Genomic DNA, 18,554 nt, shown 5'->3' with positions numbered 1-18,554 from the left:
TGTTATTTTCAATGTTATTAGCGCTTTATTTAGCTCGCTAGAATGGTTAAATATTTAAGTCGATTGGTATTAATTGCATAAAAAAGCGGCCACGTGATCATGGCCGCTTTAGTGCTTAAACAAACTCTTAGAAAATTAAAGTGAGAAAGTACGTCCTACAGAAAGCACAATACGCTCATCAGCTGTATCGATATCTAAGCTGGTGTTTTCAGCTGCCACTTCAATATCAAAGCCTTCAAAACTAGTTTGATACGCAAGGCGATAGTGGTTATACGATTTACCGTCGGTATCCCATGCAAACTTATCACCATCAAGTGAATTTGAAATATCAAAACTTGCGCGCAGTGCATGATTTGGCGCAAGTTCAACAGTGTGTGCAACCATAGAAATTACGTGCCCAGCCCCTGTTCCAAAATAATCCCAGCTGTACCAAAAATTAAGCTCTGTTTGACCTAACTCACTGGCATAACCAAACTTAGTATAAGCTTCAAAATAGTTACCATCGCTTGAATTGCTTTGCCCATGATAGCTGTAATACGCTAAACCATAATCAACGCTCAGTGCATCATTTAGCTGCGCATAGCGGCCAAAATAAGCATCCCATTCAATATTAGTATCATCACCAAAATCAACATTTGATGCCCACGTACCGGCGTACATGCCTGAATCACCAAATGAATAATCAAGGCTGCCTTGAATTGCTGGGTCGTTTTGCGTTTGGCTGACACCATTAAAGGTGTAATCTGACACGCCCGTTATGGTCGTTGACCAATCAGCTAAAGCAGAAGCTGAGAAAAGTGCGAATGGCAGTGCAACTGCAAGTAGTGTTTTATGTGTTGTCATGTTAATTCCTTAGCTTACTGATTCAATTTTGGTGTAGTCAATTTTGTTATCTTTAGGTGAACTATCAATATTACTGACCGTTTTAAATTTGCTGTAGCCTATGAACGCAGCACACGCAAAAAACAAACCAATAACCAATGCCCCAACCCACTGTATTTGTAAAAAGTTTAGTTTAAATAATAGGGTTAACAACGACAGTGCCACAACATTAAGCGCAATATAGTTAAATTTACCCAAGCGCTTAACTGTCATATTCAAGTTATCAGTGTACAAGCGAATAAGTGAATCCAGTGAGTTGATCACAAATACAACGCCAACGAATACCATGGCAATATTCTTAATCCCTTCAGTCGGTATACCCGCTTCGTGATATTGATAAAGCACGCTAAACCAAATGGCTATTGGAATTGATGGGAAAATTAACATAGCGCCAAGCACTTGATAGGTCTTTAATCCACCGACAAAACGCGAGGTAAACTGGCCAATCATGATGCTCCAAGCAAACCACCAAAATAAGTAAAACTCATGATAATCATTAAGCGGTAAAACAAACTCATTGATGTTGCCAAAATAATTTCCGATTAAAGCAATATTACTTGTAAAGTCAGAAATCTGTCCGTTTTCACCCATGAATGCGCCAAACCACATAAAAGCAATTAGGGCAATAAATAGCCAAGTAGTTGAAATACTTAAAAAGCGCACGTACTTTATATCTGTGCTTGAATACACTGCAAAGCAAATTGCAGCAAATACAATTAAATAAAAAGTAGGAATAATCGACTCGCCATCACCTAAACTCGGTAAATACCAAGGTAAATTAGACAGCAATAAAAAAGCAGTAAATGCACAAGTACCAATAATTACCACATTATTGATTAATTTAACCCACGGAATTTCGAAAAACTTCACTTTGGGTTCTATTACACAGAAATAAAAGCACGTAAGGAAATAAAATCCCCAGATCAGAAAGCCCCAATAACCAAACTCGATGGCTAATGGATTGGCAAACGCATACTCTGGGCTTGCTTTTATGTCTGCATAACCTGCAAACTCAGTCAGTGGAAACATGATCAAGCCAACGTCTAAGCCTGATGTAAATAAGATGGCAATAAAGGTAAATGTTCTAACAGGTGTAACGCCTACACACTGTACATTTCCCCATTTAACTAATATTGCGATAATTGCTAGTAGGGTAAAAATAATGCCAGCACTAAGCCATAAGGTCATAATTTGCCCCCCAAAATAAATGATAATACGTCATTTTTTCTCCGTGTGTTTTAGCCTCGCATTAACGCACCACAAACAACTTATGATGCGCGCCACTGCAAGCCCCAAAGTGCCATGCACTCCAGGTGGCCGAGTTAGATCTCCGAACTACGCTGCTTTGTTTGCCATTGTGATTCCATGGCAACCGCTGCATGCGATTTACTAAGTGGTGGCTTACCTAAAATTAAGTCTGCCGCTTTTTCTGCCACCATAATGGTTGGCGCATTTAAATTACCGTTTGGCACGGTAGGGAAAATAGATGAATCCACTACGCGTAGCCCTTCAATACCATGTACTTGCGTATTAGAGTTCACTACAGCCAGTTCATCTTCACCCATTTTACATGAGCAAGACGGGTGATAAGCGCTCTCTACTGCTTGGCGCACGAACGCATCTATTTGCTCATCGGTTTGAATCTCTTTGCCCGGCTGAATTTCATCATCGCGGAAGTCATCAAATGCGCTTTGCTCAATAATTTCACGGGTTAAGCGTACGCACGCTCTAAACCCTTCAATATCATCTTGATGCTGTAAGTAGTTAAACTGAATTTTTGGTGCAACTTTGGGATCTGCTGATTGAATAGTGACAGCACCCCGGCTTTTTGGTTTATTATGACCCACATGCACTTGAAAACCATGACCATCAAACGCGCTTTTACCATCATAGCGAATGGCCGCTGGTAAAAAGTGATATTGAATATCAGGCCATTCAACACCAGGTTTTGAACGAATAAACGCACACGATTCAAAGTGATTTGTAGCGCCAAGACCACTGCGATTTAACAACCAACGGGCACCGATAAGCCCTTTAGAAATGAGCCCTAATTTGCCGTTTAAGGTAATGGGTTGCTTACACTTGTATTGAAAATAAAACTCCAAGTGATCTTGCAAGTTTTGACCAACACCAGGTAAATGATGCTTCACTTCAACGCCTGCCGCAGCAAGTGTGTCGCTATCACCAATACCTGAAAGCTGTAGCAAATGCGGTGAGCCGATAGGGCCTGCACTTAACACCACCTCTTTGGCGGCAAATACTTGCTTAGTTTGACCATTGATACTGTACTCAACACCCGTGGCTTTTTTGCCTTCAAGCAATACTTTTTCAGCTAAAGCGCCAGTGACAATAGTTAAATTACTACGAGACTTTACAGGGTCTAAATATTCACGACTTGCCGAGCTGCGCACACCGTCTTTAACGGTCATGTGCATCGGGCCAAAACCTTCTTGTTGCCCTGCATTGTAATCATCAGTAGCGGCATAACCGGCCTGCTGACCGGCATTAATAAAGGCTTTATACAGCGGGTTGGCCATTTCATTACCGTTATTAACACCTAAAGGGCCGTTATCGCCTCGGTATTCATTTTTACCTAAATAAAAAGTTTCGGCTTTTTGAAAATACGGCAAGCATGATTGGTAATCCCAGCCCTCGGCACCATGTTGCTGCCATTCGTCAAAATCTTTTGCATGACCACGCACATAAACCATACCGTTGATTGACGACGAGCCACCTAATACTTTACCCCGTGGGCAATGCATTTTGCGGTTATCTAAGAATGGCTCAGCTTGCGTATGAAACTGCCATGCGTATTTATCAGTGTTCATCGGAATAGACAGCGCTGTTGGCATTTTAATAAAAATGCTTTTATCACTGCCGCCAGTTTCTAATAACAACACGCGATTGTTGCTATCTTCAGATAAACGATTCGCCAGTACACACCCTGCAGAGCCTGCACCAACTATGATGTAATCATATGTTTGTGCAGTCATTAAAATGGACTCTCTATATCTGTCATACCAACGTAAATTGATTTAGTTTGTGTGTAGTGATCAAGTGTTTCAATACCGTTTTCACGGCCAATACCCGATTGCTTATAACCGCCTACTGGCATTTCAGCTGGTGAGTTACCGTAGCTATTGATCCAACAAATACCGGCTTGTAACTGATGAATAACACGGTGTGCTCGTTTAATATCTTTGGTAAATACACCTGCAGCTAAGCCTAAATGGGTATCGTTAGCACGGCGAATTGCGTCATCTTCATCATCAAACACCAGCACGCTCATCACTGGGCCAAAAATTTCTTCTTTAACGATAGTCATGTCATCGGTGCAATCAGTAAAAACCGTCGGCGCGACAAAGTAACCGTTTGGCGCAGAATCAGGTTTTAGTGCTTTACCACCCGTGAGTAGCGTAGCGCCCTCACTAATGCCCTTATCAATATAACCCATCACTAAATCATGATGATTTTTTGAAATAAGCGCACCTAAGTTTACCTCAGGGTTCATTGGGTCACCGGCAATAATATTTTGTTCAGTGCGCGTTTTAAGCTCATCAATAAATTGCTGATATACATTTTTATGTACATAAATGCGGGTGCAGTTAGTGCAAATTTCACCTTGAGTATAAAAATTACCCAGCATTGCCGCACTCACCGCTTGGGAAATATCAGCATCATCAAATACAAGTAGTGGTGACTTACCACCGAGCTCCATAGTGACATCTTTAAGCGAACCTGCAGCACTTGCCACTACTTTTTTGCCTGTGCCGACTTCACCGGTGAACGATACTTTCTCGATATCATCGCTTTGTGTTAACCATTGGCCCACTTCGGCCGCGCCTTGTACCACGTTAAATACACCGGCTGGTACGCCCGCTTCAATAAAGATTTCAGCAAGTTTAATTGCACCAAGTGGTGTTTCTTCTGAAGGTTTAAAAATAAGTGCATTACCTGCAGCAAGCGCTGGCCCTGATTTCCAACACGCTATCTGCAGTGGGTAGTTCCATGCGCCAATTCCTGCGCAAATCCCTAATGGTTCTTTGCGCGTGTAGTAAAAGTCTTCGCCAACCATTTGTTGTTGGCCAACTTGCGCAGGGGCAAGGCCTGCAAAATATTCGATAACATCAGCACCCGTTTGTACATCAACACACTCAGCTTCTTGCCAAGGTTTGCCCGTGTCGAGTACTTCAATTTTTGCTAATTCATCATTGCGCGCGCGCAGTAATTCAACGGCTTTTAATAAGATACGGCTACGCTCGATAGGCGTCATTGCTGACCATGTTGCAAAACCTTGTTTGGCACTTTCAATGGCTGCATTTTGTACAAACGCATCAGCGACTTCTACATGGTAAATTACTTCATCGGTGGCAGGATTTTTAACAGCGAAAGTCTCGCCGCTTTGATTCTTTAAAAAATGACCGTTGATAAAATTTTGATAAACAGGCGTTGTCACATTAAGCTCCATACTGTTTGATAAGTGAATTTACATAGCCTTTGGCTAATTGCTCGCAATGTTCAAATTGATCTACGTCTGACTTACTTAAAACCGCTCTGAGCCAAAGTCCATCAATCATTGCAGCGCATAGTTCGGCAGCACGCTTAGCATCTGCCGCACTCATTAACTTTCTAAATGAGCAAGTTAGATTGCTCAAAAGACGGCGACTATTAACGTTTTGTAAGCGGTGTAATTGCGCATCATGCATTGATTGCGCCCAAAAACTTAACCACGTTTTTGTCGTGTCGCTTTGCAGTTGTAAGCGTGCAAAGTTTGCCTCAACGATAAACATCAACCTTTGCTCAGGTGTTGTTGTCGTGGTGACTCGTTCAATCAACTCACGCTTCAGGTTAGATAATAAATAGCGTACCGTTGCCTCAATCAAGCCCTGTTTACCACCAAAGTAATGGCTAATAATGCCTGACGACAATCCCGCTTTTTTACTAATACTGTTAATGGTTGTGCTTTGTAATCCAAGTTCAGCAACCGACTCAATAGTAGCGTCAATTAACTGCTGACGACGGACAGGTTCCATTCCAACTTTAGGCATACTTTTTATTAATTGAACGTTCAATAAAAATAAAGGTTAGAGTAAGTAAACCAATAATTCAAGGTTGACAAACTCTCAATAACAAGTAACAAAGGCGTTAAATAGTGGCTAAGTAGCTGTAATAACGTTTATAAGTAGACTTACAAAAAAGTTGCAAAAAAAATAAAAATGCAGCTATTTTCTAGTTAAAAAACCACAAAATCAGCTATATTGAATTATATATTGGCAATTTTCGTGAATAGAAATGTCTCATGTAAATTATCAACAACACTAAAACAATAAGGAAGAACGATGTCTAATTTTAATGAGTATAAAGTAATGCATGTTGTTGAAGGAGGCTGTGGCACTTTGTTGCTAGGTTCAAGCGGGCTTCCTTTAAAAAGGCTCGAAGCAACACTTAATGATGAAGCGCAAAATGGCTGGCAATTAGTGTTTCAAGTAATAGAAAGCAAACGCTTTTGGCTATTTTGGTCGCGCGAAGCGGTAATTTTAACTTTAGGCAGAAACCGTGCTTAAAACCTGTGTGCTTAATGCAATTCGCCGCTATCAGTACAATGGCGGCGCAAAAGCACATTTTAATATTAGTTGTAATTTCAGCCCTTCTTGCTCTGAGTACACTCACCAAGCAATTACTAAATATGGCTTAACAAAGGGCCTACTAATTGGTTTTAAAAGAATAAGGCGTTGCAACGATCCTGATTGCGTATCAGTTAAATCAGATCCATTACCCTAGGTTAATTATGACATCAGCAGAACTCAATGCAGAAGAAGAACAGCTTCGTTCACAAGTAAATGCGTTATCAGCCGAAGAGCGCAAGCTATTCTATCAACAACTAAAAGCCCGCGTTAAAGACCCTGACACGTATGCCGTACTCAATTGGTTTTTTGCTGCGGGTTTGCATCACTTCTACTTGGGTAAATTTCAGCGAGGTGCCGTTAACTTAACCCTAATGTTAATCGGCTTATTAACTATCAATAGTGTGGGTATATTTTTAATTATTTTTGTATTGCTTATTGAATTACCACAACTTTTTAAGAGCCAGCTAATAGTTCAACAATACAATAACCACGTTATGAGCGATATATTAAGCCATTTAACTCAGTCTTAATTTACTCACGCACTTGATTAGTTAACACAAACACTGGATACTGTATTTATATACAGCACCGGTACATAGCATGAAAAAAGAACTGCCAGCAAAATATTACTTAGCCCATTTCAACGAACTAATTGCTTTTATAAATACGCAGTGCTGCCACCTTTTAACAGAAAAACATATTGATTTTATTAATAAAGTAAACAAACTAAGTGAGCGAGGCCAATGCATGCTGGCGCGCATCTACTCACGAAAGCCTTTGTTAGTCGCGATAGATACTCTCAATTACACTGAAATAGATAACCCCGAACAGGCACTTGAAGAATTAAAAGTAGCAGGGCTTATTTCGCATCCCAACCACAGTGATTACCAGCAAGTACTTGCTCACTTAACAAAACCTGCATTACTTGAGCTACTCGCCCCATTTACACCGAAGTTGAGTATTAAAAAAAGCGCCGCTAAAACGACATTAGTAACGCAGGCCTGCGATTTTTTTGCGGTCAATCTTGAACATCTAACGCCTTTATATAACCAGTTTGTAATTAATAACCGCGCTGATATTTATGAATATTTTGAGTTTTTATACATTGGCCGCTTAAGTAGTGGCGATATCAATCACCAAAATAGTTTTGTACTGCGTGATTTAGGCGTTAGAGCAACTAGAGCCAGCCACACTCAAAGCTTAGCGCGCTTTGATACTTTAGATCAGGCACAATCGAACTATGCGTTAAACCGCGCTCGCTTAGCATTTAAAAAAGCTAAAACTGACGATCAATACCAAGCTTTAGCTCACGAGGTCATTGCGCAACAAGCACAAGGTACATTGGCAGTAAATCTTAAAAATAAGCTGTTATTGAGGCTTCATCAGCAACTTAAAAAAGTGGATGCAACACTGAGTTTTACTATTTTAAGTGCCTGTGAAAACAGCCCAGAAGCCATAGAAATACAAATACGCGAGCAATATCGCCAAGGCAATAAAGACTGGGTTAAAGCAAAGCTTGAAGCCATTATTGAAGATCCACTGACCGATGATCAGCTCTATTTTGCTGATGATTTTTTAATGCGCAAATTTAATAAACAAACCCGCTCTCGCTTAAGTACTATGCTTGCGGATACGCAGTGTGTAATTGCAATAGATGAGATTTATCGCGGCGATGTAGAACAAGGAGTCGCGCAATATTATGAAAACCAAGGCCTGCGTGTATTTAATACTGAGAATACACTTTGGCAAAGTTTATTTGGCCTAGTATTTTGGCACGAACTTTACGTTGAGACTCCTCACCCACCATGTAACGAATTTGATTTATTTCCACATGTATTACGCACTAACCGCTTTTATCATACACAACAGCAGCAGATTGATATTTTACTCGCACAGTGGCAAACACCAGATGATTTACTAAAGCATGTGTGTAAAAACGCGGCACGCTATTTTGAGCAACCAAATGGCTTATTTCGTTGGCACACTGAGCTGTTAAAACCATTAGAAGTCCTTATTTTAAATAGCCCTATCACAGCGTTAAAAAGTCACTTACAAAACATGACCCTACGCTTTTTAGAGCTTAAAGACGGCTACCCTGATCTCATGGTTTTAAAGGGTAATACAGTTCATTTCGAAGAAGTAAAAGCACCGGGTGATAAGCTCAGGCGTAATCAGTTAACCACCATCGACAACCTTAAAAAATCTGGCTTTAGTGTAAAAATTGCAGCTGTTAATTGGATCAATGATCCAAATCGAGTTTACAGTGTGGTTGATATTGAAACAACAGGCAGTTTAAAAGGCGGTAATCGAATAACTGAGATAGGTCTAGTTAAAATGCAACATGGTAAGGTTATCGAAACATGGTCAACCCTTATTAACCCACAAATGCGTATTCCTAAATTTATCGTGTCGTTAACGGGTATTACCGATGCGATGGTAGCCTCTGCGCCGAGTTTTCATGAGGTAGCCAATACCTTAATAAATAAATTACAAGGCAGTATTTTTGTTGCACACAATGTCAATTTTGATTACGGCTTTATCCGTAAAGAGTGCGAAATGGCTGGCATTAATTTTAAAATGCCAAAACTATGTACTGTGGTTGAGTCGCGCAAAGCCTTTCCTGGGCTTAAATCATATTCACTGGGAAATCTATCCGCACATTTTGAGCTATCACTGACAAACCATCACCGCGCACTAGCTGATGCAAGCGCTACAGCTGAGTTGCTTTTACTTATTCAGCATAGCCAGCATAAGAAGTAAATGGGCACCTTCGGCTGCCACTGAGCGTAATTGAAAGTTTGTAAATAATAGTAATTTGTTCTAAACCTAAAGAGTAGCCTAATACAGGAAGACTCTTATGCCGTCATCAAACACACTTAATAAAAACACTGAGTTTGCGCGTTGTTTAGAGTGCAATAAAGTAAGCACTTTTGCAGCTTTTCATTGGTTAGCTCTTGCTTTTAAAGACATGATGCGAGCGCCAATATTAAGCTTAATTTATGGAATAATTTTTACAATAATCCCACTGGCCATTGTTTACAGCGGCGTTTATGTCGGCACCTATCTTGTTATACTTCCTGCCACAGTAGCGTTTGCTTTGATTGGCCCTGCATTTGCAGTGGGTTTATATGATGTGGCTTGGGAGCTTGAAAAAGGTCATACACCGACTTTACTGCATTCGTTAAAGTCTATGTTCAGAAATCCTGTTGGTGAATGGGGCTTTGCCGTATTGCTCATGGTGGTCATGATTATTTGGATGCGTCTTGCGGCGTTAGTGCATGCATTATACCCAAGCCATGCAAACCCGACGTTTGAAGAACTCTCTGCATTTTTAACTTTAGGTACCATCATTGGCGGAATATTGCTCGTCACTGTGTTTGCCATTTCAGCATTTACGCCACAGATCATGATGGAAAGACGAGTCGATATAATGACCGCTGTTATGTCTTCTATGAATGCCGTTAAAACTAATTTTAGCGCAATGGTTGTGTGGTCTGGCTGTATCTTTATATTAGTTGCGATTGGTTTTATCACTGGCGCAACAGGCTTTATTGTCATTATGCCGCTACTAAGTTACGCCAGTTGGCATGGTTATATTGCCGTGATCAAAACCAAAAAACCAAGAGAATATGAGTAAGTTTTTATATAAACAGCTGCGCCGGTACATAAAGCTCTTGGCGCAGTAACTTACGCCCTTGTTTAAGCGCATTGCTATACGAAGGTTGATTGCTCGCATCAATATAACCAAAGAAAAGCTCAAAATCGTGAACATGCTGCTGGTAATAAAGGCGCTGCATCGGTGAGGCTAAACCTTGACCTCTATATTGTTTCGCTATAAAAATATCACTCACCAATAAACCATCAAAGCCCAATTCTTCACTTGCCTCCCCCATCAACATTCCAAAAGGCTCGTCTTTATAAAATGCCATACTGCATAAGCCAGCTTCAATAGACTCCATCAATTCTTCTTTATCGCTGATTGGCACTATGCTTGCCATTGCTGGGTTTTCGGTTAGAAACTTGTTGTACTCCTGCTCATACCAAGGCCAATATTTCTCAAGCTCAAAGGGCAGTAAAGAGATATCCTCTTTTAAATCATCACACACATTAAGCAATGGCGTTTGACTGCCTAACAAAGAATCAACGGCGCGAGCACCTGGTAATGACAGTAATTGCTGCGCTTGTTGTGACTTAGGTGCTGGCCACACACAAATGTATTTAGGCGTGCACCAACAAAACACCTTGCGAATGTAAGTGACAAGTTCTTTTAAAACCGATTCAGTTAATGAATGTTCACTAAAGACTTCAAACATGGTTTCGTCATCATCATTACGGCACACACTGACTATGAATAAACCACCGTCGTCGCCTTCAACAACTTGCGCAAATAAGTCGTCATCAACCACGTCATCACTGATATTACGCCGCTGGCGTAACTCAATAAAGTCATCACTCGTGCAATCGTCATTTAATGCGAGTAAATCCTGAGATTCTTTGTTGATTGCTTTTTCGATATTTAAATCAGTTATATCTGTGAGGTTATAGGTGTTAAGAACCCCAACTCCTAGACGGCGTAAACACACGTCGTCGATTTTATAGAGAGGATAATGGCGCATAATTTCCCTTTACAAGTCTAAGTTAAACCTTATATGGGGACGAAATGAATTTTTATCAAACAACTTATGTTTTTAATCAAAAACAGGCCCATAATTTGGCCTGTTTTATTTATTCAATCATAATAAAGATTAAAACTGATAACTTAGCGACACTTTATAGTTACGACCAAGCTCGGCTGGGTCACTCGCCTCAGTGGCTGGCGCTCTTAAATAACGTTTATCCGTTAAATTATCCACCCCTAACCTCACGATGAAACCTTCTAAACTGCCGGTGGCTTGATATTTGGCATTCAGGTTATAAACAGTGTATGTATCTGTACCATAACCGTATTCTAAGTAGGTATCGCTTAAACGTTTTTGCTCACGGTAATGCAGCATTTGTAAACCTACATTAAACTGCTCGGTGAATTGATAGTTAGTATTCCAAGTAATTTTATCTGCCGGTGCTTCAGCATAAGGCTGCTGCGTGTAATCAATGGTTCCTAAAAAGAAGTTAGGCATTCCTTCAACATCCATATTAATCGTTGAATAACCTACATACATATCGATTGCTTTAAAGGTATATTGTGCTTCGATTTCAATACCATGACTAAATAATTTACCAATATTCTTAGCACTATAATCACGGTGAGTAGCAACAGGTATACCATTAGCAGGTTGTGGCCCTGGCGAACCAAGTTGTTTTTCGCCATCAGCATCGAGGTAATACATAAATGGCACGTTATCGATGTAATTATTGATTTCGTTATCAAAGTAAATGGCTTTAAAGCTTAAGTTATCTGCATAAGGCAGATTTTGCCAACTGAGACCAAAACCCATTTCAAGATTATCTGAGTCTTCTGGTTTAAGATCTGGCTGTGGTTCGCTGTAGCAAATCTTGCCGCCAATATGACAGCGCCATTCATCTTGTTTATAAAGCTCTTGCAGCGAGGGTGCTCTAAATGCTTCAGCGCTTTTTACATAGAGATTAAGGTAGTCAGTTACTTTAAATGTAAGGCCAAGTTCGCTCGATAGCTCATTACCTTCATTGCTATCAAACTGTTCAAAGTGGTCACTTTCACGCTCATACGCATCAAACCTTAAACCTGCGGTAATTAACAAGCGCTCATCAAAGAATGTACTTTGATCAATCAAAGATAATGACCAGTTTTGTGCATCGCTATTGCCGTAATAAGTAGACGCTTGCTGATCCTTCCACTGAGTTTGCTTGAAACTTTCAGTGTCATATTGTAACTCTACGGCAAGTTTATGGTTGATAGCACCTTCAAAGGTCGATAAGTTTGCAAACCGAATACCTTTACGGGCACTTTGCCCTTCACTGTTACTATCGTAATTTATTTTATTGGTTCCACGCTCTATATACCCTTTGGTAATCTCATCGTAAGTTTTTTTAGAATAGAAAGCTTGTACATCTAAATCAACGTAATCGCTTTCACCTTGATAGGTGTATTTAAGCATGCCTTCGAGATAATCATTTTTGTAATCTTCAGCAAGCGTGGGGTATGCAATAGCTAAATCAAGTCGCTGACCATAGGGCTGATCAACCGACTCAGTTTTACTGTAATCTAGCTTAGTTTTAAGGCTATGATGTGAGTTAAAGTACCACGTATTTTTTAGGGTCGCATTTTGTCGTTTTGATTTGTTTTGTATTTTGCTCAGTTGCTGAATTTGTTCGTCATCCGTTGCATCTTCCTTAGCAACAACATCAATATCATCATATTCAACTTGTCCGAGTGATAAAACGGTATCACTAACATCATTTAAATAGAACAGATCAGCATTAAAGTCATTCGCGTCTGAAACCGATTGATGTGTCACCGAAAATCGAGCGCCAAAGCCCTGCTCATCACCTAAATAATCACTTGCATCCTTGGTCACTAAGCGAATACTGCCACCAATAGCACCAGAGCCTACCGTCAGTGAGTCAGCACCACGTAAAACTTGGATTTGTTTTAACTGATCAGGGTTAATACCTAATGAATTAATTTGCGCGATGTTTTGACTACCATCAGAATCAATTTTACGTTTTACATCATCAACTGAGATATAAATACGTTCGCCATATAAGCCGCGAATAGCCGGCTGCCCTGATAAAGGTGTAACACTGCCTGACAGCTCAACCCCTGGGAGGGTCTTAAGTATTTGGTTTAAATCTGCTGCTTGCTGCCTATCTATTTGTTCTGTAGTGAGTACTGATACTGACCCAGCAACATCTTGATTTAAAGCTGTTAGCTTATGACCTAACACTTCAATTTGCTCTATGTCTTGAGCTTTTTTATCAGAGTCAGTCGCTGCGAATGTAGAAAAATTAGAAAGAGCCGCTCCAACACATAGAAAAACATACGAAAATTTCATATCACCACTCCTTAATAAAAATCATTACCATTTAGTTTTGTGGCGATTTTAGGGTCCAAACTCTAAAATTGCAATAACTAATTACTTATGGTTATATAAAAAAGTGGATTATTTATCCGAATCTTATAATTAACTTGGCTAATTTTCTCTAAATACAAAAGGAACTATGATGAATTTTTGCAAAATATTAATTCTGATGATTGCAACTATTGGACTATCTTCAGCTGCAGCCGAACAATTTGGTAAACCTGTCGATAATACTAATCGGTTAAAAATTTCGACTATAATGGCCGCACCAGATAACTATTTAGATCAACCAATTACTATTGAAGGTACCGTTGTTGGTGTATGCGCTAAACGTGGCTGCTGGATGACGATTGCCTCTGATAAGCGTTTTGAAAACCTGCAAATTAAGGTTAATGACGGTGATATGGTATTTCCTATGACAGCAAAAGGAAGTAAAGCAATTGCAACCGGAAAGCTAAATAAAATCCAACTAAACTTAGACCGCACCAAAGCCTTACTAGCGCACAGAGCGCAGCAAGCAGGAAACGAATTTGACGAAAACACGGTGACAGAGCCTATGGCAATTTATCAACTTGTACCTACAGGTGTAGAGATTCTTGAATAAAAGAAAAATAAATTGGTACAAATTAAACCGGAGTTTACATCGTGATATCGGTTATTTTTGCATTGGTTTAGTGATCATTTTTGCTGTATCAGGCATAGCGGTTAATCACAAAGATGACTGGAATCCTAATTACCGTGTCGAGCAAGCTATAGCACCTATATCCACCCAAAACTGGTCACTTGATAATGATGAAAAGCTAATAAGTCAGTTACTTGTAACAAGTCAGATTGATGAAAAAGTGAAAGCCTCTTACTGGGCATCGCCGACGCAATTTAAAGTATTTTTTAAAAATGGCAACAACCTGTTATTAAATCTAAAAGATCAGCAAATAATATATGAGAAAATAACCCCTCGTCATATGTTTCAAGCATTTAACCGCTTGCATCTGAACGAGACGAAAGCATCTTGGATTATATTTTCCGATGCCTTTGCGGCTTTACTGATTTTTTTGGCTTTAAGTGGCTTGTTTATGATTAAAGGCAAACACAGCCCTTGGGGGATGAAATCACTCTGGGTGATCAGCGGTATTGCCCTACCTGCAGTATATATATTTCTATGAGCTGCGATAAAGTGAAGATAAGTATCTTCACTTTATCTTACTATTAACCCTTAAAACTATCCCATGGACCTGTGATGGCCAAGGTTTTCGTTGGTGTAAATACATTTACAAACAGGGTTTTACCATCCGGTGAAAAACATGCTCCCGCTAATTCAGTTTGCGCTTGTAACTTCGCAAAGTTATACACTTCACCTTTGGGTGTTACACCACGTAAATGGTTATCAACCACATCAGTGTATTGATCTTCACAAACAATTAAATGCCCGTTTGGTGCAACGGTTAGGTTATCACCAAAGTTATAAAGCGAACCATCTGTGCTTTCAACAAAAAGTTGAATTTGCCCTGGAGCGGCTTGCTCTTGACTCGTGCCTTCAAACTGCGATGGTACATACTTCATAACTTGGCCAAGTTGCTTTTTACCGCCATTGGTACAACAAAAATACAGTTCATTATTGCCCCAATGAATGCCCTCGCCGCGGGCAAATAATGCAGCGCCATTGGCATAGCCACGTAAGCGTAAGTCATCTTTTGGACTTTCGGGGTTATCTAAATCAATCCACTCAACATCCATATTTTGATGCAATGCCATATTAGCACCAGCCCAATTTCGGGTATCAAATTGTGGTGTGGTTTTAATAACCATAGCTTGCAACCTGCCGCCTTTGTGTAATTTTCCGTACTCATTTGGAATGAAGCGATAAAATAAGCTGTCGCCTTTGTCTTCAGTAAGGTAAACAATACCTGTTTTCGGGTCGATTGCGGCAGCTTCATGGTTAAAGCGCCCCATCGCTTTTAACGGCTCAGGATCCACTAAGCCTTTAGCATTTGCAGGAACTTCAAAAATATAACCGTGATCTTGAGCAAAACCATCGGCTTTAGTTAACGTAGTTTCTTCGCAGGTAAGCCAAGTTCCCCACGGCGTTATACCGCCAGAGCAGTTACGGATAGTACCAATGAGAGATAAGTACTCTTGCTCTTTTTGACCTGTTTTAAGGTTATAAATAATATGGCTGGTGCCGCCTGGCAAAGCGACACCTTGTTTATTAGTATCATAAGCCTGCGGTGTTTTATGCGTTTGCGCGCCAGCATCTGCTTTAGCTAAATCAGTGGGTTTTAGTTCATGATTTCGAACCAAGGCAACCCTGTCATCATCAAGCTCAAAGCACCCCATGCCATCGGCTTTATCAGGCACAAATTGACCGTCAACCATTTTCTCACCGAGCTGAGAAATCACTTTATAACTAAAGCCTGCAGGTAAATCTAAAAGTTTGTTACTATCTGCAATTAAAGGTCCATAAGCAGCAAGATCACTGCCTAAGTCTGTGACTGGCACTTTACCAAATGCACTGCGAGAGAGTCCTACAAACGCAAGCGTTCCCGCACTAAATAAAAACTGCCGACGAGAAACCATGATGTACTCCATAAAATGAAAAATAACTGACAAAATTCAATAGCAAACATCATAAAGCAATATCTCTTACAAGACTGCCGGTACAAAGCATCTTCACAGAAATGTCATATTCAGTCGCGTAATTAAGCTCTCTATTTTAAAGCACTCGTAAGTTTTTTAGCCATTTCGTCATCACAAAGTACAGGAGGCTAATTTAATTTTTAACTACAAATTATTTAACGCCATTAGAATAGCTGTACTATACTAAAAATTAAGCTTTTAAAACAATCAATTAACTAAGAATTTATTATGAATACTGATGTTGATGATCTAAACCCACAAGAAATTTCACGATGGCGCTGTGAGTTTAAGTCGCCTCAACTCGAGCAAGCTTATCTAATCAGAAAGCTGCCACAAGACAAAAAAATATCACAATTTCTAACTATTGTGATTGCTGTTGTTTTGGCGTTAATTTTACTATCAGACGAACTCATAATTAAACCTGAATATTGGCCACAACCAGCACTTACTTGGCGAGTTGGCTTATTGATGTTTAGCCTAGTTGCAACGTTTCTAGTGCCCCTATTTAAATCTGTCAAACAATTTCAAGTATTACTCTTTACCTTTGTTGTTATTTTTTTAGTTAATTTGCAATTAATGGTTTTGATCTATAAAGACTATTATGTTCTTCATTTATTTTTCGATGTGACCATTTTAATTGTAATTTATTTTTCAACCTTGTTTTCATTTAAAGTCTCGTGCGTTATCGGTATATGCTACGCCTTCGTCGGCTCAACAATTATTTTGAATGTAAAAATAATCGACTCTCATACCACAGGAATGGTGATCGTTGCCTATACCGCAGCTAATCTTGTTGGGATAGTCATTTCAAATCAAGAACATAAATTAAGACGAAACCTTTATTTAAAAAAAATTCAATTAAGAGAAATTGCAGAAAAAATGAAATCCTATGCTTTTAGTGATTCCCTCACCAATATTCCAAATAGGCGATCATTTGATGACCGCTTTGAAAGCTACCAAAAAAGTGCTGCCCGCTCACAAAGTAATCTTAAACAAGTGGCTGTCGTAGTTTCCGATATCGATTACTTTAAGCGAGTGAATGATACTTATGGTCATGATGTTGGCGACATAGTATTGGTAAAGTTTTCACAATTTATCGCAGAGTCTATTCGTCCTACCGATGCAGTGTACCGTTTTGGCGGTGAAGAGTTTGTAATAATTTTGCTCGACTGTACTCAGGCACAAGCAAAAAGCAAAATTAATGACCTTATCAAGCAATTAAACGACGACATTTTAAATATTGACGAAATAAACTACCCCATTACGGCCAGTTTTGGTTTAGCCTTTTTGCAGCCAAACGAAACCGCACGAGAAGTCATTGCGAGGGCCGACAAGGTGTTATACCACGCAAAAGAAAATGGCAGAAATCAACTTTGTATAGCTGAATAATCCAGTGAAACTAGTTGATTTTGTTTATTTCTGTGGCAAGTTTGTGTTTGTCATTTTAAAAAAGCCCTATACGTTTGCGCACAGAAGTTGGTACATAGAGATCACATTTCGTGCAGCCAAACTAATAACCACGATGGCTGAAAAAAAACCAATCAATTGGCTACGAGAGCAGGAACTTTTCTTTAGTCATCTATTTATGAAAAAAAGCTTAGAGCCAGTAATACAAATAAATGTAGCCGGTCATATTGTAAAATTAATTAAGCCACCTAATAAAGAGCGACCTAACCGGATGATTATTTACTTTCATGGTGGTGGTTTTATATTAAATGGTGGGCATTTTTACAATAGGTTTAGCAACGAATTAACTCAATATTGTAGTATACCAACAGCATTATTAGATTATAGTTTAGCCCCTGAACATGTTTACCCAAAAGCTCATCATGATTGTGTCGCTATGACTAAAGGTTTGTTTGCACTTTATCCGCAATGCCAGTTTCATTTTATAGGTGACTCAGCAGGCGCTGCTTTACTACTTGCAACCTACCAACAGCTGACTACTCCCGAGCAACAACGCATCCTTAGCTTCACTTTATTGTCGCCTTGGGTTGACCCAAGTAATCAAACTCCGTTGATACAAGACAATGAAGCTTATGATTGTTTAACTCACCATAACTTAAAAGCGTGGCTAGATGCATATTATCCAAAGCCCAAACAAATTGAACTTACCAAACAAATTCAAAATATTATACAACATCCATTGCCTCCCATTTTTATTCAATACGCAGGATGCGAAATAATGGCACAACAAATTGATATGTTTGTAAGTTTCCTTGATGATCACAAAGTGTCCGTGACAGTAGATAAAGCAGCTCATTTATTTCATAACTTTCAAATTATTAGTATGCACACTTATGAAGGTAAGCAAGCCATCAAGAAGATTGTTCGCTTTTTAACTGACTTGCAGTAACCATATTATCAACCTGCACAATTTACATAGTTGTGCAGATTTTTCATAAACCAAATC

General features: G+C 39.5%; 17 protein-coding genes. 9 read left to right on the top strand and 8 right to left on the bottom strand.

From position 1 onward, the window contains the following. Positions 1 to 135: 135 nt before the first annotated feature. The 5 genes from KAN5_RS01745 to betI form a co-directional block, all read right to left on the bottom strand. Entirely contained in the window at positions 136 to 843 is a 708-nt protein-coding gene (locus tag KAN5_RS01745) for a TorF family putative porin (RefSeq protein ID WP_016708793.1), read from the bottom strand. A gap of 9 nt (positions 844 to 852) precedes the next feature. Continuing rightward, on the bottom strand, positions 853 to 2,070 hold the full coding sequence (locus KAN5_RS01740; protein WP_016708792.1) for a choline transporter: 1,218 nt from the start codon (positions 2,068 to 2,070) through the stop codon (positions 853 to 855). Positions 2,071 to 2,204: 134 nt separating this feature from the next. Beyond that, positions 2,205 to 3,875: a choline dehydrogenase gene (betA, locus tag KAN5_RS01735; protein ID WP_244390309.1), complete on the bottom strand. Its 1,671-nt coding sequence runs from the start codon at positions 3,873 to 3,875 to the stop codon at positions 2,205 to 2,207. Beyond that, a complete protein-coding gene (betB, locus tag KAN5_RS01730) occupies positions 3,875 to 5,338 on the bottom strand; it encodes a betaine-aldehyde dehydrogenase (RefSeq protein WP_244390308.1) in 1,464 nt (487 codons plus the stop codon). Before betB ends, betA begins: the two co-directional genes overlap by 1 nt. A gap of 1 nt (position 5,339) precedes the next feature. After that, positions 5,340 to 5,930, bottom strand: a complete 591-nt coding sequence (gene betI / locus KAN5_RS01725; RefSeq protein WP_016708789.1) for a transcriptional regulator BetI — start codon at positions 5,928 to 5,930, stop codon at positions 5,340 to 5,342. Between the two features lie 291 nt (positions 5,931 to 6,221). On the opposite strand from betI, the gene KAN5_RS01720 reads away from it, so the two are divergent. The 5 genes from KAN5_RS01720 (at position 6,222) to KAN5_RS01700 (ending at position 10,146) form a co-directional block, all read left to right on the top strand. Next, entirely contained in the window at positions 6,222 to 6,446 is a 225-nt protein-coding gene (locus KAN5_RS01720; protein WP_244390307.1) for a DUF4177 domain-containing protein, read from the top strand. Continuing rightward, positions 6,439 to 6,663 (top strand): membrane protein insertion efficiency factor YidD, encoded by a 225-nt coding sequence (gene yidD / locus KAN5_RS01715; RefSeq protein ID WP_347881510.1) that lies wholly within the window; start codon positions 6,439 to 6,441, stop codon positions 6,661 to 6,663. Before KAN5_RS01720 ends, yidD begins: the two co-directional genes overlap by 8 nt. A gap of 7 nt (positions 6,664 to 6,670) precedes the next feature. Continuing rightward, the gene (locus KAN5_RS01710) at positions 6,671 to 7,039 is read left to right on the top strand and encodes a TM2 domain-containing protein (RefSeq protein ID WP_244390306.1); all 369 of its coding nucleotides are present in this window, start codon (positions 6,671 to 6,673) and stop codon (positions 7,037 to 7,039) included. Positions 7,040 to 7,109: 70 nt separating this feature from the next. Then, the gene (locus KAN5_RS01705) at positions 7,110 to 9,269 is read left to right on the top strand and encodes an exonuclease domain-containing protein (protein ID WP_244390305.1); all 2,160 of its coding nucleotides are present in this window, start codon (positions 7,110 to 7,112) and stop codon (positions 9,267 to 9,269) included. Between the two features lie 97 nt (positions 9,270 to 9,366). Further along, positions 9,367 to 10,146, top strand: a complete 780-nt coding sequence (locus KAN5_RS01700; protein ID WP_244390304.1) for a DUF2189 domain-containing protein — start codon at positions 9,367 to 9,369, stop codon at positions 10,144 to 10,146. 4 nt (positions 10,147 to 10,150) lie between these two features. On the opposite strand, the gene KAN5_RS01695 is transcribed toward KAN5_RS01700, so the two are convergent. Both KAN5_RS01695 and KAN5_RS01690 read right to left on the bottom strand, forming a co-directional pair. Next, entirely contained in the window at positions 10,151 to 11,125 is a 975-nt protein-coding gene (locus KAN5_RS01695) for a hypothetical protein (RefSeq protein WP_244390303.1), read from the bottom strand. Positions 11,126 to 11,254: 129 nt separating this feature from the next. After that, positions 11,255 to 13,480, bottom strand: coding sequence for a TonB-dependent receptor (locus KAN5_RS01690; RefSeq protein ID WP_244390302.1), 2,226 nt, complete (start codon positions 13,478 to 13,480; stop codon positions 11,255 to 11,257). 166 nt (positions 13,481 to 13,646) lie between these two features. On the opposite strand from KAN5_RS01690, the gene KAN5_RS01685 reads away from it, so the two are divergent. Beyond that, the gene (locus KAN5_RS01685) at positions 13,647 to 14,111 is read left to right on the top strand and encodes a DUF4920 domain-containing protein (RefSeq protein WP_244390301.1); all 465 of its coding nucleotides are present in this window, start codon (positions 13,647 to 13,649) and stop codon (positions 14,109 to 14,111) included. Then, positions 14,104 to 14,670: a PepSY-associated TM helix domain-containing protein gene (locus KAN5_RS01680; protein WP_244390300.1), complete on the top strand. Its 567-nt coding sequence runs from the start codon at positions 14,104 to 14,106 to the stop codon at positions 14,668 to 14,670. Before KAN5_RS01685 ends, KAN5_RS01680 begins: the two co-directional genes overlap by 8 nt. A 43-nt stretch (positions 14,671 to 14,713) precedes the next feature. Here the strand turns inward: KAN5_RS01680 and KAN5_RS01675 are convergent, their stop codons facing one another. Further along, complete coding sequence (locus KAN5_RS01675; RefSeq protein WP_244390299.1) at positions 14,714 to 16,081, bottom strand: alkaline phosphatase PhoX; 1,368 nt, start codon at positions 16,079 to 16,081, stop codon at positions 14,714 to 14,716. 288 nt (positions 16,082 to 16,369) lie between these two features. Here KAN5_RS01675 and KAN5_RS01670 point away from each other — a divergent pair, with 288 nt between their 5' ends. After that, positions 16,370 to 17,530, top strand: coding sequence for a GGDEF domain-containing protein (locus KAN5_RS01670; protein WP_244390298.1), 1,161 nt, complete (start codon positions 16,370 to 16,372; stop codon positions 17,528 to 17,530). 43 nt (positions 17,531 to 17,573) lie between these two features. After that, entirely contained in the window at positions 17,574 to 18,497 is a 924-nt protein-coding gene (locus KAN5_RS01665) for an alpha/beta hydrolase (RefSeq protein WP_244390297.1), read from the top strand. Positions 18,498 to 18,554: the final 57 nt, after the last annotated feature.

This window comes from Pseudoalteromonas sp. KAN5 (genome assembly GCF_022846535.1).
GTDB classification, from domain to species: Bacteria; Pseudomonadota; Gammaproteobacteria; order Enterobacterales; family Alteromonadaceae; genus Pseudoalteromonas; species Pseudoalteromonas haloplanktis.
The sequence above is the reverse complement of the archived record's forward strand: the minus strand, read 5'-3'. Positions and strand labels throughout refer to the sequence as shown.